Source organism: Chitinophaga sp. 180180018-3 (assembly GCF_037893185.1).
GTDB lineage: Bacteria > Bacteroidota > Bacteroidia > Chitinophagales > Chitinophagaceae > Chitinophaga.
The window spans coordinates 883,802-899,475 of the sequence record NZ_CP140772.1 but is presented as its reverse complement, the minus strand read 5'-3'; the positions used below and the strand labels follow the sequence as shown (position 1 = coordinate 899,475).

Annotated in this window: 13 protein-coding genes; 8 read left to right on the top strand and 5 right to left on the bottom strand. The window is 47.0% G+C overall.

Annotation, left to right across the window (positions count from 1 at the left end; translation table 11 throughout):
- Positions 1-53 precede the first annotated feature (53 nt).
- The 3 genes from UNH61_RS03675 to UNH61_RS03665 all read left to right on the top strand — a co-directional run bounded on the left by UNH61_RS03675 (position 54) and on the right by UNH61_RS03665 (position 2,992).
- Positions 54-464: a Dabb family protein gene (locus UNH61_RS03675; RefSeq protein WP_326990760.1), complete on the top strand. Its 411-nt coding sequence runs from the start codon at positions 54-56 to the stop codon at positions 462-464.
- A gap of 9 nt (positions 465-473) precedes the next feature.
- Complete coding sequence (locus UNH61_RS03670; RefSeq protein ID WP_326990759.1) at positions 474-974, top strand: DinB family protein; 501 nt, start codon at positions 474-476, stop codon at positions 972-974.
- An 83-nt stretch (positions 975-1,057) separates the two neighbouring features.
- On the top strand, positions 1,058-2,992 hold the full coding sequence (locus UNH61_RS03665; RefSeq protein WP_326990758.1) for a gamma-glutamyltransferase: 1,935 nt from the start codon (positions 1,058-1,060) through the stop codon (positions 2,990-2,992).
- A gap of 2 nt (positions 2,993-2,994) precedes the next feature.
- Here UNH61_RS03665 and UNH61_RS03660 read toward each other — a convergent pair whose 3' ends face one another.
- The 4 genes from UNH61_RS03660 to UNH61_RS03645 all read right to left on the bottom strand — a co-directional run bounded on the left by UNH61_RS03660 (position 2,995) and on the right by UNH61_RS03645 (position 5,697).
- Positions 2,995-3,699, bottom strand: a complete 705-nt coding sequence (locus UNH61_RS03660; RefSeq protein WP_326990757.1) for a hypothetical protein — start codon at positions 3,697-3,699, stop codon at positions 2,995-2,997.
- 86 nt (positions 3,700-3,785) lie between these two features.
- Positions 3,786-4,298 carry a hypothetical protein gene (locus tag UNH61_RS03655; protein ID WP_326990756.1) on the bottom strand — a complete coding sequence of 171 codons (513 nt, stop codon included), beginning with the start codon at positions 4,296-4,298 and terminating at the stop codon, positions 3,786-3,788.
- 7 nt (positions 4,299-4,305) lie between these two features.
- Entirely contained in the window at positions 4,306-4,806 is a 501-nt protein-coding gene (locus UNH61_RS03650; protein ID WP_326990755.1) for a DUF4240 domain-containing protein, read from the bottom strand.
- Positions 4,807-4,884: 78 nt separating this feature from the next.
- On the bottom strand, positions 4,885-5,697 hold the full coding sequence (locus UNH61_RS03645; protein WP_326990754.1) for an ATP-grasp domain-containing protein: 813 nt from the start codon (positions 5,695-5,697) through the stop codon (positions 4,885-4,887).
- Between the two features lie 142 nt (positions 5,698-5,839).
- Here UNH61_RS03645 and UNH61_RS03640 point away from each other — a divergent pair, with 142 nt between their 5' ends.
- From UNH61_RS03640 to UNH61_RS03620, 5 genes are all read left to right on the top strand, one after another.
- Positions 5,840-6,439 (top strand): sigma-70 family RNA polymerase sigma factor, encoded by a 600-nt coding sequence (locus UNH61_RS03640; protein ID WP_326990753.1) that lies wholly within the window; start codon positions 5,840-5,842, stop codon positions 6,437-6,439.
- 88 nt (positions 6,440-6,527) lie between these two features.
- Entirely contained in the window at positions 6,528-7,706 is a 1,179-nt protein-coding gene (locus tag UNH61_RS03635) for a FecR family protein (protein ID WP_326990752.1), read from the top strand.
- Positions 7,707-7,946: 240 nt separating this feature from the next.
- Complete coding sequence (locus tag UNH61_RS03630) at positions 7,947-11,231, top strand: SusC/RagA family TonB-linked outer membrane protein (protein ID WP_326990751.1); 3,285 nt, start codon at positions 7,947-7,949, stop codon at positions 11,229-11,231.
- A 24-nt stretch (positions 11,232-11,255) separates the two neighbouring features.
- Complete coding sequence (locus UNH61_RS03625) at positions 11,256-12,902, top strand: SusD/RagB family nutrient-binding outer membrane lipoprotein (protein WP_326990750.1); 1,647 nt, start codon at positions 11,256-11,258, stop codon at positions 12,900-12,902.
- 166 nt (positions 12,903-13,068) lie between these two features.
- Entirely contained in the window at positions 13,069-14,022 is a 954-nt protein-coding gene (locus tag UNH61_RS03620) for an endo-beta-N-acetylglucosaminidase H (protein ID WP_326990749.1), read from the top strand.
- Between the two features lie 116 nt (positions 14,023-14,138).
- Here UNH61_RS03620 and zwf read toward each other — a convergent pair whose 3' ends face one another.
- The gene (gene zwf / locus UNH61_RS03615) at positions 14,139-15,644 is read right to left on the bottom strand and encodes a glucose-6-phosphate dehydrogenase (protein ID WP_326990748.1); all 1,506 of its coding nucleotides are present in this window, start codon (positions 15,642-15,644) and stop codon (positions 14,139-14,141) included.
- Between the last annotated feature and the right edge of the window lie 30 nt (positions 15,645-15,674).

Below are 15,674 nucleotides of genomic sequence, written 5' to 3'. Positions count from 1 at the left end.
GGTTATAATAAATCAGCGATCTTTCTTATTTTCATCCACTCAAACAGCCTCATATGAGCCAATCCGACAGACGTAAATTTTTAGGAACCGCAGCAGCGCTGGCCGCTGGCACAGCCGCTGCTGCCGCAATCCCCTCTCAACATATGGAAAAGAAATATCCTGTTGTGCACCATGTATTCTTCTGGTTGAAGCATCCTGAGTCTAAAGAAGACCGCGACAAGCTGATTGCCGGTGTAAAAAACCTGTCAAAAATTGAAACCGTGCGGGAACTTCGTGTAGGCGTGGTAGCCAGTACTGAAAAAAGGGACGTAGTAGACAACAGCTGGGCTGTTTCTGAACTGATCTTCTTCAGTGATCTTGCGGGGCAGGCTACTTATCAGACCCACCCGATACACCTGGAATTTGTAAAAAACTGCAGTCACCTCTGGGAAAAAGTGGTGGTGTACGATGCAATGGAAGTATAAACCAACAATATGGCAACGGAATACTGGATGAGCGGGCCGGTAGAAAACATCCCGGCGCTGCTGCAGCCTGTAGCACATACCCTGTTGCAGGCAAATGCAGAAATACATGAAATGATGCGTAACTTTCCCGTGCAGCAGCTGTGGGAGAAACCTGCGGGAGTGGCCTCTCCGGGGTTTCATCTGCAACACGTCAGTGGCGTGATAGACCGGCTTTTCACGTATGCGCGGGCTGAGCAACTGAGTGAGGCTCAATTTGCAGCGTTGAAAGCCGAAGGAACGCCAACAGGCGGGCTGCAGGAATTACTGGATCATTTCGACGAACAGGTTCACAAGGCACTGGTACAGCTGTCGGCCACCAGGGAAGATACATTGACCGAATTCAGGGGCGTAGGCAGGAAACAGCTGCCATCGACCGTAATGGGGTTATTGTTTCACGCAGCAGAACACACCATGCGGCATACCGGACAACTACTGGTCACCATACGGCAGCTACAGGCTGAGAAGCAATAGCTCCTGATTAACATCCTGACAGTTCCTGTGAGCAGGTGGAAAATATTATTTTCTGCCGGCAGCAAACAACTAAAACCCGTTTTATGTTCCGCATATTACTCTCCCTCTCGCTGTTAGCTGGATTCACGGCTAATGTACAGGCGCAGCAAACACAAAAGCCACCATTGCATGGAAAAAACTGGATGGCGGTAACCGGCAAGCCGCTCGCAGCTACCGCAGGTGCCATGATTTTTCAGCAACATGGCAATGCAGTAGATGCAGCCTGCGCAATGCTGGCAGCCACGTGCACCATGTGGGATGTGTTGAGCTGGGGCGGAGAAACACAGGCACTGATCTATAACCCCAAAACAAAAAAAGTTATTGCCATCAACGCGTTGGGTGTTGCGCCTACGGGCGCCACTGCTGCGTTTTATAAAAGCAAGGGATACGATTTTCCTCCTGAGTATGGTCCATTGGCAGCGGTGACACCAGGTACTCCCGGCGGCCTCTGTTATATGCTGGCGGAATATGGAACCATGAGTTTAAAACAGGTACTGGCTCCGGCTATGGAGATGGCAGCAGGGTACCCGATAGAGGCGCAAACGGCCAACAGTATTGAGCGTGGGAAGAAGTATATTAAACAATGGCCTTACAGTAAAGCCGTTTTTCTGACGCATCCGGGCGAAAAAAGGGAAGCACCTGAAGCAGGCGAAATTTTTATTCAGCGGGATCTGCTGGCTACGCTCTCCAAAATGGTGGAAGCAGAGCAGGAAGCACTGCGGAAGCACAAGACGCGGAAAGAGGCTATCATGGCGGCATACGACCGTTTTTACAAAGGGGATATAGCAACGGAGTTTGTAAGAGGATGCCAGGAACAGGGAGGGTTGATTACGATGGAAGACCTGGCAAAATGGAAACCGGTAGAAGAAGAACCGCTACATATCAATTACAAAGGTATTGAAGTATACAAGCTGCAGGAATGGACACAGGGACCTGTGTTATTGCAAAGCCTGAATATCCTCGAGAACTTTGATCTCAAGGCAATGGGGTACAATTCCCCGGCATATATTCACACCATTTATCAGACGATGAACCTGGCTTTTGCGGACCGTGATTTTTATTATGGCGATCCCGGGTTCAATACTAATCCTGCTATTAAGGGATTGCTCAGCAAGGAATATGCGAAAGCAAGAGCGGGGCAGATCAATCCTGCGAAGAATGATGCTGCTGCCGGGCCTGGGGATCCATATCCCTACATCGGGAAAACAAATCCCTACCTTCATTTTCTGCCGGAGCGGCGGCTGCTTGCCGACACCAGCAGGGAGCACAGGCCGGGAGGGTTTGTGCCAAAGCATGATGCTGCGTTGGTTACACCGGGTGCAGGTGTTCAGCAGCTTTACGCCTCAAACATCCCCGACAGCGCCTATCTCGACCGTTTATGGAGGGGTACTACCAGTGTGGAAGCAGCGGATAAAGACGGCTGGGTAGTATCTGTTACTCCCAGCGGAGGTTGGTTGCCCGCCTGTATCGCAGGGAAAACGGGAGTGGGTATGAGTCAGCGCGCGCAGAGTTTTGTACTCGACTCGGTGCTCTGTCCTTTTAATGTAATTGCCCCCGGCAAAAGGCCCCGGGTAACGCTTACACCTTCCCTGGCATTGAAGGATGGCCTGCCGTTCCTTTGCTTTGGCGTACAGGGTGGCGATACGCAGGATCAGAATCTGTTACAATTCTTCCTGAACATCACCGAATTTGGTATGACCGTGCAGGAAGCGACTGAAGCCGCCAATATCAATACCAATCAGTTGTGGCTGTCGCTGGGCGGCACTGCAATCAAAGACAGAGCTCCCCGCCCGGGAAGTATCCTGATCAATAAAAATACCTCTGAAAAAAACCGGCAAACATTGGAACAGATGGGTTATCATCTTAGCTTCGGAGAGCGCACCAGCGGTCCTATAAATGCCATTTTCATAGATCGTGTTCACGGCACCCTGTGGGGTGGCAGCAGCAATCATGGAGAAGACTATGGCATTGGATGGTAAGGTCAGTTTGTATTCCGGCTCCAGGTTTCGTGTATAGGCGCTCCTTTTGAGCTAAGTCCGCTGTGATCCCAATCGTCGCCGGTCACTTTTCCTTTGAAGTTAAGCACTGCTCCTACGCGTGAGCTGTCTCTTGAAAAGAATTCAATCTTCTCTGTATAAGTTCCATTTTCAAATGTATAGGTTCCGCCGCCTGAGCCGAAGAATTCACCGGACTCTGTATTGATGGCTATCCATTGAAAGCGGGTACCGGTAAGGATCTTCCAGGTTTGTCCGGGACCAGGCTGAATCGGGTTCATTTTTCCATCAGTTTCACGAGCTGTAATACGCCAGTTACCTGCAAGAGGGCCGGCACCGTCATCAATCTGCGTCCACTCCTGTTTTCCGCCGCCCGGGCTACTGGTAATCAGCCGGCCGTTTTCCATTCCAACAGGTACTGTTGCATTTTGTCCAACCTGCGATTTATTTTCCGTATTGAATTGAATGAAGATATCGACCTGACCCTGACTGGCAGATTTCCAGGTGCCACCATAGCTGCTGATAAAATTCTTTTCTCCGTAATCAGTGATGGTAAACCAGGAAGGAGTAACCAGCAGCACACTGGTAACATCGCCTGATACTGATTTCCAGGCGCCCAGCGGCGCAGTTTGTGCAGAGAGTATCCCGGTGAATGAACACAACAATGCGAGGAACATGGATAGTATTTTCATAACGCAGCGTTTTAGCATCAAAAGATAATAAATTTAGATGGTTTCTTCAAGCCTTGCCAGTCCTGCCTTTGCCGCCACGGGAATCTTCAGGCTTGTTCCAGCACCCCGCTTAATATATTCAGATATCCAATATGCTGTTCGGCATAAGACCAGCTTTCGGAAAGTTGTGCCCAGGCAATCTGCCGTTCAATAGCAATCAGCACCAGCGGTTTGATATCCGCATCGATTGTACCTTCATCTACCAGTTGGCCAAATGCCGTGGCGATAATAGAAGTATCCAGCGTAAAAATGCATTGCTCATCATCAAATGCAGGATCTTCTTTCTGGCGAATGAGGAGGTCGCGGTCTGTCAACGCTTCTGTATACTCCGACAACTCTATTTTTCCAACGGATTCAATCACTTCCTTCATGCGCTGCATCATCGGCGCATTCCCATGTGTATTTCTCCAGTCTCTGAATCCAACCAGTGCTGTTTCTCCTGCTTCGGATCCGAAAGGAGCCAATTCATCCATACAGTCCCAAAAGAACTCTTCCGGCAACAGCGCAAGCGCCCTGGGGTGGGCATGCTCCTTATCTATTCCATATATATCGTGGTTCATTTCGTGTTTATTTGATTATTTCTTCGCTCCAGCCAGCAGCATTGGAACAGGATTCAATACAGTGCACGCTATTCCTTTCAAATTCTTCGCCAAATAGTTCTTTGTAAACCATATAACCAATAAATCCAACTATTTCCGCTTCCGCATCACAGGTAGCCCTGGATGGATTTTCATCGATCATTTTATAATATTCCTTTCCCATCCCCACAATAAAACATCTGCAATAGAGAAAACCATCATCAGAACCTTCTGTGTAAACATGCACATCCTTCCTGTCGATCCGGAACAGGATTTCCTCCATCCTGTGATTGAATCCTGTCAGCTCCTCCTTATCAAGCCCCAGCAAAATATCCCGGATATTATTGGTGATGGTACCATATATCTCACCTGTAAGGTCTTCAATCAGAATAGCATCATTGGTTTTCAATACTGTATTCCGCATTTCGAGTAATGACGGGGAAGCGGCCCAGGCATCCTCAATGATCTGCCAGAATCTAACTTCATTCATAATGGTTACTATTAGAAATGAGACTGTAATTTATTTTATACATACGCAATGGACATGCGTAGTGAAAACAAATCTTCTTCAGGAAAAGTTATCTGCATACCAGTCTGAAACTGATAATACGATCACATCAATATCCGCTTGGTAAAATCCTGCGGCATTCATACAACCACATTCTACGATGAATAATTCATCACCACAAAGACAAACATCCATCACAAATACTTCATGTGGCTGGTATTCCCTGCAACGGGCTTCTGCAAATGCTGCTACTTCCGCCGGACATCCCCGTTCCTTCGTCAATCTGAAATCTGTGCGATACTTAGATGCTGTCACCACCCTGCCGGCTACCATCCATAGCCGCCATTCGTATCTGATCTGCCACGGGGAGGAAACCACGATAGGGCTATCCAGCGAAAGGCCGCTGTTTTCGATTGTCTTCAGTTGTTCATACCATTCCGCAATCTCCCCGAAAGATCTGGTTTCACCGGAAAATGATTTACTGTCGTCATCGGGCCTGACAAACAAAAGCTTCTTCGGGTCCTCATCCCTGCTCATCAACTCTTTGAATGTAGTCACCTCAGCACCGTAATTAAGCATATGCCTGCCCCAATGCCTGAAGTAGTTACTTATCGAAAACTTCTCTGAATCAAAAAACAGACCGGATCTCAATTTTTCCTCTTCAGCTATCAGTTTGTTAAACGTAGTTGAACCATAAAAAATACTTTTCCTGCTAACATCAAAATCAGGCAGGGTTGTCGAAAATGGAATAACCTCTATTCCCTGAAAATAAATTCCCCTTGTTTCACAGGATTGTTTCAATTTTTCCAAATCAGTGGAATGGGTAACGTTCCGCTGAACAACCCACTGTATACCGGAATACCTACTCTGCATATAATGAATTTACGTAATAATTTTCTTACAGGAAGATGTAACCGTATCCTTTTTTCCACAGCATAAATTATTTTATTATTAATTCCATGTCACCTAAATTTACTTTGTAGATTGAATTGTAAGGGCCCATAAAACAGCGCCATTGTCGAACACTTCCTTACCAGACGAACGTGAATTGCTCCTCCAGCTTGCCGCTGGTGACGAGTATGCGTACACCATCCTGTTCAGGCACTACAGCCGGCAGATCTTCGATGTGGCCATGCTTTACCTGAAAGACAAAGGCCTCGCAAAAGAAATTGTACAGGAAGTGTTTATGAAGATATGGGTTAAGAGGGCTGATATGTTGCAGGTAAAGCATTTCAAAGACTATCTCTTTATTCTCACAAGGAATCATATTTATGATGGTTTCAGAAAGCAAATGGTGAGGCTGAAAGTCTATGACCTGCATATTCAAAGCCAGCCCGCCATTCAGGACGATACCGATCACAAACTGCTGGAACGGGAATACGATGCTATTCTTGATAAGGCAGTAGCCTGCCTTCCGCCTGAACGCAAAAAAGTTTACCTGGCCCGGAAACAAGGCTGGAGCAATGAGGAAATTTCCCTGCAACTGAATATCTCTGTTAACACCGTAAAAAAGCAAATGAGCCTGGCCCTACACACAGTAAGAGCTTTTGTAAAAGCCCGGCTTCAGAACGACATTATTCCTATCTTATTGTTAATCATTACTTTCCGAAAATAATTTTTCCTGAATTTTTTTTTAAAGAGAATACTCCCTCAACGTCAGTTGTTCGTCTTTACCTATAGTCAACAAGTCCAAAATTTTAACTATGTCCATGACTGAAATACGGGTATTGCTGGAAAAATATAGGAATGACGATATCAGTCAGGATGAGTTATTGCGCCTGAAAAGGCTGGTGACCGGGAACGATTACGAGCCTGAAATCAAGGCGGATATTCTTGCTGCCCTGCACAACCAAACGCCCGATCAGGGCTGGCAGCAGGCAGACGAAGCAGCAATACTGCAGCAAATCCTTTCTACGCCCGGCTCAACGCGATTTATAACCGGCCGGAGGATCTGGTATGCTGCTGCAGCGGTTTTACTGGGAGCAGTGCTCACCGGCGGTGGATGGTATTTTTTTCATCAGCCCAGGAAACAGGTGGTAGTGGTTCAGACCCAGGTACCATTGGCGCCCGGTAGTAACAAGGCGATGCTGATACTGGCTGACGGGAAAGCGATTCCGTTGGACAGTGCCAACATGGGTGCACTTGCTCAACAGGGCAATACCAGTATTGTGAATACCCAGGATGGGCTCAAATATAAAGCAGGAGGAGCTGCTGCGGAAGCGGTATATAATACGGTGTCCACTCCCAAAGGCGGTCAGTATCAGCTGACGCTGGCAGACGGCAGTAAGGTGTGGTTAAATGCTGCGAGCAGTATCCGGTTCCCAACGGCATTCACGGGGAAAGACCGGCAGGTAGAGATCTCCGGGGAAGCCTATTTCCAGGTAGCAGCCAATGCAGGCCAGCCTTTCAAAGTAAAAGTAAAAGGCAGGTCAGAAATGGAAGTGGATGTACTTGGTACCAGCTTTAATATCATGGCGTATCCCGATGAACAGGCCATTACCACTACCCTGGAAGAAGGCGCTGTACAACTGGTACACGGCCAATCTCACAGCCTGTTGAAACCCGGCTATGGGGGCAGCCTGGAAGCCGGAGCAGATGAATTTACCATTGGGCAGGCCGACCTGGAACAGGCCCTGGCCTGGAAAGAAGGGAAGTTCCGGTTTCGCAATACCAATATTCAAACTATCATGCGCCAGATGGCCAGATGGTATAATATAGACGTTACCTATGAGGGTGATCTGTCAGATATACGTTTAACGGGGATCATTTCCCGTAGAGAGAATGCAACAGCGTTATTAAGAATTTTATCAACAACAAAACGGGTTCACTTTGATGTTAACGACAACCGGATATTGGTAAAACCATATGATCCGCAGCAGTAAGACTATTTGTCCACTTATGAATTAATTATTAAAATTTTTTGTTATGAAGACGTGATTCCACTACCGGTTGCAAAAAAAACCGGAAGCACTGCAATGCTCCCGGCTATAGAAGGCAACTCAATTCCCTGAATCGTTTAGAAAATTGAATTATTAAGCCAACAACACAAAAGTATGGAACTACTTGGTACCTGCAAAGTCCCCGGTAACCGGGGGCGTATGCGCAGAAAAATGCTGTTAATTATGAAATTAACTGGATTGCTGACACTTGTCTTTACTCTTAACCTAAGCGCTAAATCGTTTTCCCAATCTGTCACGATCAGGGGAAAACACCTGCCTCTGTACGATGTATTCAGCAGCATCAGCAGGCAAACCGGCTATGAATTCGTCTATGACGAAAAACTCCTGGCAAAGGCGCCACCGGTAAACCTGAACATGAATCAGGCTTCCCTTGCGGAGGTATTGAATGCCTGCCTGAATAATAAACTCTTTGCCTACAACATCGTTGATAAAACGATCGTCATCAGCCCAAAGACGGAAACCACGCCAGCAGCAGCGCAGGCCGCTCCCATTCAGGGAAAGGTGACCGATGCCAACGGTCAGCCACTCATCGGCGTTTCCATCCAGGTGAAGGGAACTACCCGGGGTGCGGTTACCAATGCCAACGGCGGATTCAGTATCACCGCCAATCCCGGCGAAATACTCATCATCAGCTTCATCGGCTATGAAACCAAAAGCATTACAATCGGTAGTGACACGAACCTCCACATCACCCTTGCTACACAGGATGCTCAACTGGGGCCGGTAGTAGTAACCGCACTCGGTGTGAAGCGTAGTGAGAAATCTATTACTTACTCTACTCAGCAACTGGATGGCCTGGAACTGACTAAAGCCAAAGATCCAAACCTGATCAATTCATTGAACGGTAAGGTGGCAGGGTTAACGATTTCCTCCAGCAGCTCCGGTGTAGGTGGTTCTGCTAAAGTAATACTTCGTGGTAGCAAGTCCGGCGCCGGTAGCAACCAGGCCCTGTATGTAATTGACGGAGTTCCCATGAATAACGCTATTACCAACCAACCCGGGAGCATCTTCGGAGGTAGTAACTCTTACGATGGAGGCGACCCGATCTCCAACCTGAACCCGGAAGACATCGAAAGTATTTCTGTGCTGAAAGGAGCTTCTGCAGCAGCTTTATACGGTAGCCAGGGGGCAAACGGCGTGATCATCGTTACCACCAAAAGTGGTAAAGCGGGTAACACAACCGTTAACTTATCTTCTGGCTTTACTTTAAGTCAGGCGGCATACAAACCCTCTTTTCAGAGTAATTACGGCCAGTCAGATGATACCAAGAGCAGAAGCTGGGGCAATAAAATCAATGGCGCCGGTGGTACTGACAACCTCTCCAAATTCTTCCAGAATGGTACGAATTTTACTAATGCTGTCAGCCTTTCTGCTGGTAACGAAAAAGCGCAGACTTATTTTTCATATGCCAATACCTCTGCAAGAGGGCTTGAGCCGGGAAATAAACTGGGACGTCATAACCTGAGTTTCAAGGAAACCGGCCATTTTCTGAATGATAAACTCACTGCCTCCGCGGATGTGAACTATATGACGCAGAAAATTGACAACACGCCAATGGCTGGGTTCTATTTCAATCCACTGACTGGATTATATCTCTTCCCCCGTGGTCTGGATATCACTCCTTACAAGAATCAATTTGAAGTACCTGATCCATCCAGGAACTTCCTGATGGTGCAGAACTGGCCATTCCTGGACGATGTACAACAAAATCCCTGGTGGATTATCAACCGCAATACCAACTCTCTTTCCAGAAACAGAATACTCGCTAATGCCAGCCTTAAATACGATCTGACCAAATGGCTGAACGTACTGGCAAGAGGAAGCATTGATCGTATGAACGACATTTATGATCAGAAGATCTATGCTGGTACACAGTCTACGTTAGCATCTCCTAACGGTGGTTATAATAACACTAACAATACTACTACACAACAATACGGCGACCTGACAGTCAATTTCAATATACCGGCAAAGGATTTCCGCTTCACCGGTCTTGTTGGTACCAGTATCAATGATGCAAAAACAAAAGGTATTTATCTGGTTTCCGGACAAGACGGACTGTATTTGCCAAACATCTTCACGCTTCAGAACTTCAAATCGCTGAATGCCTCCGCCTCTGGTTCTACACAGGAAAAGCACGCCCAAACACAGTCTGTTTTCGGGAGTGTGAATATCTCCTATAAAGATTGGCTTTACCTGGATCTGACCGGGCGTAACGACTGGTCTTCCAACCTGGCATTCACCAATCAGCTCTCTTATTTCTATCCATCTGTTGGTTTGAACGTGATACTGACGCAGCTGCTCAAAATGCCTTCTGCCATTACATTTGCTAAGGTAAGAGGATCATACGCGGAAGTGGGAAATTCCCCGCTGGCCTATCAAAGCCTTGCACCAGACAACTACCTGGGTACAAACGGCGCCATAAAAAGGAATGCTATAGCACCGTTCCGTACTTTAAAACCTGAAAAAACCAAATCACTGGAATTAGGTACAGAATGGCGTTTCTTCGACAGCAGGCTGAGTGTTGATCTTACCTACTATAAAACCAACACCATCAACCAAACGATGCAGATCATGGCATCATGGGCAGCACTGTACGACAGCTATTTCATCAACGCAGGAAATATTCAGAACCAGGGGGTAGAAGCGATGATTCGTTACGACGTGCTGAGGGACAGTAAACTAAAATGGACTACTGGTTTGAATTATGCAGTGAATGATAACAGGATCATTTCTCTGTCGCCACAGGTATCATTCTTTAGCCTTACAGGTAACGGCACCGGTGCTAACTATGCGTCACAATTCAAAGTGGGAGGCTCATTTGGTGATATTTATGGCTTTGATTTAAAACATGATGCCCAGGGCAGAGTAATGTTCAAAGACGGTGCACCACTGCTGGAAAGCGGACAGATGACCTACCTCGGCAATGCCAATACCAAATGGCAATTAGGATGGAACAATAATCTTTCGTTTGATAATTTCAATCTCTCTTTCCTGATCGATGGAAAATTCGGTGGACAGGCCATGTCTATTACCCAATCCATGATGGATGCTTATGGCGTTTCTGCTGCCAGCGGCCAGGCCAGGGATGCAGGTGGTGTGAAAGTAAATGGGGTAGATGAAAATGGTAATGCGGTAACTACAGCGGATGCAAGAAAATGGTACGAAGTAGTAGGCGGCAGAACCGGCGCCTCCGCTCAGTACATGTATAGCGCTACTACTGTACGTCTGAGAGAACTTTCCCTTGGTTACAATATTCCGCTAAAAAGCCAGGTAGTTAAAGCATTGAGGGCAACTTTTTCGGGCCGCAACCTGATCTACTTCTCAAAGAAAGCACCGTTCGACCCTGAGCAAACAATGTCTACCGCCAATGGTCTGGGTGGAATTGATGCATTCATGTTACCCGCTGCGCGCAGTTATGGTTTAACCCTGAATGCTACTTTCTAATTCTCTTACGAAAAAACGAAAACAATGCAACGTCATAATAAATCAACAGGTTACAGATTAGGAATAGTGGCAGCTGCCTTTGGTCTACTTACCGGGATGAGTGCCTGTACCAAGAACTTTGAAAGCTACAACACCGATAACACTGGTGTGTCGAACGGACAGCTGGGGCCTGACTTCAATTCTGTGGGGTTATTCCTCAAAACTGCGGAAATGTCTATCCTTAACTTTTCCGGCGGTGGCGACCCTAACTCCTACCAGGTTCAACAAAACCTGAATGCGGATATCTTTTCCGGTTATTTCATGACACCTAATCCCTTCAGTGCTTCCAATAACTCCAACTACGGGCTGGTTACTGGCTGGAATGGAGAAGCATTCAAAGTAGGTTATCTCAATATAATGGCAGGCATGGTTACCATGCAGAAAAGCGGCATCGACAAAACCTATCCGCAGGTTTGGGCCGTAGCACAGGTGGTACAGGTAGCTGCAATGAGCCGGGTAACCGACATTTACGGGCCTATTCCTTATAGCAAAGTAGGTCAGGGTTTGGTTAATGTTCCGTACGACAGCCAGGAAGATGTATATAAACAATTCTTCCAGCAACTGGATGCTGCCACACAAACCCTGCGTGCCCAGATCCAGGGTGGGAAACCGCTGCCGTTCGACTTCTCCGGATTTGATGTGGTATATGGCGGTAACTTCACTCAATGGTTACGCTTTGCCAATTCACTCCGCCTGCGCCTGGCCATGCACATCAGGTTTGTGTCGTCAGCTGCAGCCCTCGCGAAATCTGAAGCAGAAAAAGCCATGGACCCGGCCAACGGAGGTCTGATCACTGATAATGCCGATAACATGAATGTGAAGGTACTCGGTGCATTCAAAAACCCGCTGGTAGCTATTGCTGTTAACTGGGCTGATATCCGTATCGGTGCATCTATCCAATGTTACCTCTCCGGTTATAAAGATCCCAGGATCACCCGCTATATGGATAAATCAACCGACGGCACCTTCCCTGCCAAATACCAGGGAATCCGCATCGGCAGTATCGTAGATAAAGACAAATACAAAACCTATTCTTCCCTGAATGTAAACGATGGATCATCTCCGGCATTCAGCTTCACCACACCCGTGCAGGTAATGACGGCCGCTGAAGTATACTTCCTGCGGGCAGAAGCAGCCATGATAGGCTGGAATAATGCCGGGGGCAGCGCTCAACAGCTATACGAACAGGGAATCAATACTTCTATGGTACAATGGAACGTAAGTGCGCCTAATTATATCACCGACGCTACCAGTGTACCGGATGGATATACGGATCCAAAAAACAGTGCTAATAACGCCAACAGCCCAAGCAGCATTAAGATCAAATGGGATGAAGGCGCCAGCCCTGCTGAGAAACAGGAGCGCATTTCCACCCAGAAATGGATCGCCATGTTCCCGGAAGGTCAGGAAGCCTGGACTGAATTCCGTAGAACCGGTTACCCGAAAATGTTCACTGTTGTTAATAACAACAGCGGTTCCCAACAGATCAGTACCACTTTGGGTGTAAGGAGATTACCATTCCCGTTAAATGAGTACAGCACTACACCGCAAACTGTTAACGATGCAATCAAACTGCTGAACCCACAAGTAGATTTGGGTAATACCCCCGTTTGGTGGGATACCCGTCAATAAAATCATATAACCCCGGTGACCGGCCTCTGTAGCCGGTTGCCGGGATTTTAACAATTTCATGTTAGCCTGAGCATTTATACAGCAATCTGTTATTTAGATACATTAGCCCGGACCCAATTCAACCAAAAACTGAACCCGATTTACCCATTCAATTAAACATTTCACCATGAAAAAACAATTACATCGCCTGTGGCTACTGGCCACAGGGGTAACGTTTTTCTTTGTTGCCTGTAATAAGGACAACGCCACAAAACTCAACCCGCTAAATGGAGGTAAACCCACAGAAGTTACGCCCGCAGGGGCCCAAACGGTTACCAAAACCGGCGGCATCTCTGTCTGCTACGTGGAGGTAAACAGCAACAGCCTCCTCAACACCGGCAAATACACGCTTACTACCGGTGGCCAGCAGCTCTTTGATATTGCTATCATCTTTGCTGGCAACATCAATTACAATACCACCACGCAGCAGGCTTATCTTTCCAACAACTCACAAGTCACCAATGTGCTGACCAATAAGGCCACTCAGATCGTACCATTACAAAATAAAGGCATGAAAGTACTGCTGTCTATCCTCGGCAACCACCAGGGAGCAGGTATCAGTAATTTCACCAGCAGAGCTGCCGCCCACGCTTTTGCACAACAGTTGAGCGACGCTGTTACCACTTATGGATTAGACGGAATTGATTTTGATGATGAGTATGCAGACTATGGCACTAACAACACGCCACAACCCAACGACAGCTCCTTCGTTATGCTCGTGGATGAACTTAGGAAACTGATGCCTACTAAGATTATTTCCTTCTATTATATCGGTCCGGCTACTTCAAATCTCTCCTACGGCGGTAAAACTGTCGGAGGCCTCGTGAATTACAGCTGGAACGCTTACTATGGCACCTATTCTGTACCTAACGTACCCGGGCTGCCCAAGAGTAACCTTGGCCCGGCTGCTGTTGATATAACGGCTACCAGTCAGAGTACCGCTAATTCGCTAGCCACTCAAACCAAAAACAATGGCTATGGCGTTTACCTCTGGTACAACCTCACCAGTACAGATAGCCACGTTTACTTCTCCGGAGTTTCGAGTATACTGTATGGAAGCAAGGTGACTTACACACCATAGAATTAAGAATATAGAAAGAAGAATGAAGAATGCCAGCGGAGATAATAGCGAAATTGATATTCGCGTTTACTATCTCCGCTGGCATTCTTCATTCTTCTTTCTATATTCTTAATTCTTTACTTCAAACTCTCTTCTCTCGCAGAAAGTCTGAACCAATCCCTTGCATAGGGCTTCAACAGTTCAGTAGCAGCTGAAGGGCCCCAGGTACCGGCCTTATAGAGGTGAAGTTCTTTGGCAGGGTATTTCTGCCAGGTATCGAGGATAGGCATCACTGCTTTCCATGCATTCTCTACCTGATCCGCACGCATAAACAGCGTAGGGTTACCATCCAGCACATCAAGCAATAAAGCTTCATATGCCTCAGGGATTGTTTCTGTATAAGATTCCTGGTAAGTGAAGTCCATTTCCACAGGCTTCAGTTTCATCTTCAGACCAGGCACTTTACTTTCGAACAGCAAACTGATCTCCAGTTCCGGCTGTATACTGATAACGAGTCGGTTCGGGCTCAGATCGTCTTTGAAGATCTTATGCGGTGAGTCTTTGAATTGTATTGTAATTACGGACGATTGTACCGGCATGGATTTGCCCGTACGCAGGAAGAAAGGAACGCCTTTCCACCGCTCGTTATCGATGAATAACCGGGCAGCTACAAAGGTTTCTGTACTGGAGGCAGATTGTACATGCTCTTCTTTGCGGTAAGCCACACGGGGCGTACCATGCACATTGCCGGCGGTATATTGCCCGCGAATCACATTTTTGAATACTTCCTTCGGTGTATACTGACGTATATGCTTGAGCACTTTCACCTTCGCATCGCGTATCAGTTCCGATTCATAAAATTTCGGCCGCTCCATCGCGATGATACACAACAGCTGCAGCAGATGGTTCTGCACCATATCGCGCAGCGCGCCACTGCCATCGTAGTATCCGCCACGCTTACCCACTCCTACTTCTTCCGCAACACTAATCTGGATATGATCAATATACTGACGGTTCCATATTGGCTCAAATACATAATTGGCAAAACGGAATGCCATGATATTCTGCACGGCCTCTTTTCCCAGGTAATGATCAATACGATAGATCTGGCGCTCCGCAAATCGCTTCGTTAAAAACCGGTTGAGTTTTTTGGCACTGTCGAGGTCCGTACCAAAAGGTTTCTCTACCACAATGCGGTCCAGCCCTTCCCGGCCGCAAATGGTATGCTTATATAATGCGTCTGCAATGATCTCAATAAAACGTGGCGCTACTGCAAAATAGAAAATACGTACACACTCTTTTTTATTCTCCTTGTCGAATGCATTCAGTTTTTTTCCGAGTGCATCATATGTTTCCGTTTTCAGGAAATCACCCTGCAGGTAGCCGATGTGCCCGGCAAATTCATTCCATTCTGTTTCATTGGCCTTCCCGTTCCGGCTGAATTCATTGATGCCTTCCAGCAGATCTGCCTTGAATGCGGCTTCATCTTCTGCCAGGAAATCCACACACTGAATGGTGAATACAGGCGGCAGCTGGTTATCAATATACAGGTTGTAAAGTGCCGGAATGAGCTTTCTTTTAGTCAGATCCCCTTTGGCGCCGAAGATAGTGATGGCAGAGGGGTGATTTTTTCCAGGTTTCATCTAAGCATCGGTTTATTCGGTGTAATTTAA

Bases quoted from the DNA above. Each gene is read 5' to 3' on its own strand.
- UNH61_RS03650 (WP_326990755.1), bottom strand. From the start codon at position 4,806: ATGAATGAAGTTAGATTCTGGCAGATCATTGAGGATGCCTGGGCCGCT.
- UNH61_RS03645 (WP_326990754.1), bottom strand. From the start codon at position 5,697: ATGCAGAGTAGGTATTCCGGTATACAGTGGGTTGTTCAGCGGAACGTT.
- UNH61_RS03670 (WP_326990759.1), top strand. From the start codon at position 474: ATGGCAACGGAATACTGGATGAGCGGGCCGGTAGAAAACATCCCGGCG.
- UNH61_RS03660 (WP_326990757.1), bottom strand. From the start codon at position 3,699: ATGAAAATACTATCCATGTTCCTCGCATTGTTGTGTTCATTCACCGGG.
- UNH61_RS03620 (WP_326990749.1), top strand. From the start codon at position 13,069: ATGAAAAAACAATTACATCGCCTGTGGCTACTGGCCACAGGGGTAACG.
- UNH61_RS03655 (WP_326990756.1), bottom strand. From the start codon at position 4,298: ATGAACCACGATATATATGGAATAGATAAGGAGCATGCCCACCCCAGG.
- UNH61_RS03630 (WP_326990751.1), top strand. From the start codon at position 7,947: ATGAAATTAACTGGATTGCTGACACTTGTCTTTACTCTTAACCTAAGC.
- zwf (WP_326990748.1), bottom strand. From the start codon at position 15,644: ATGAAACCTGGAAAAAATCACCCCTCTGCCATCACTATCTTCGGCGCC.
- UNH61_RS03635 (WP_326990752.1), top strand. From the start codon at position 6,528: ATGTCCATGACTGAAATACGGGTATTGCTGGAAAAATATAGGAATGAC.
- UNH61_RS03625 (WP_326990750.1), top strand. From the start codon at position 11,256: ATGCAACGTCATAATAAATCAACAGGTTACAGATTAGGAATAGTGGCA.
- UNH61_RS03665 (WP_326990758.1), top strand. From the start codon at position 1,058: ATGTTCCGCATATTACTCTCCCTCTCGCTGTTAGCTGGATTCACGGCT.
- UNH61_RS03675 (WP_326990760.1), top strand. From the start codon at position 54: ATGAGCCAATCCGACAGACGTAAATTTTTAGGAACCGCAGCAGCGCTG.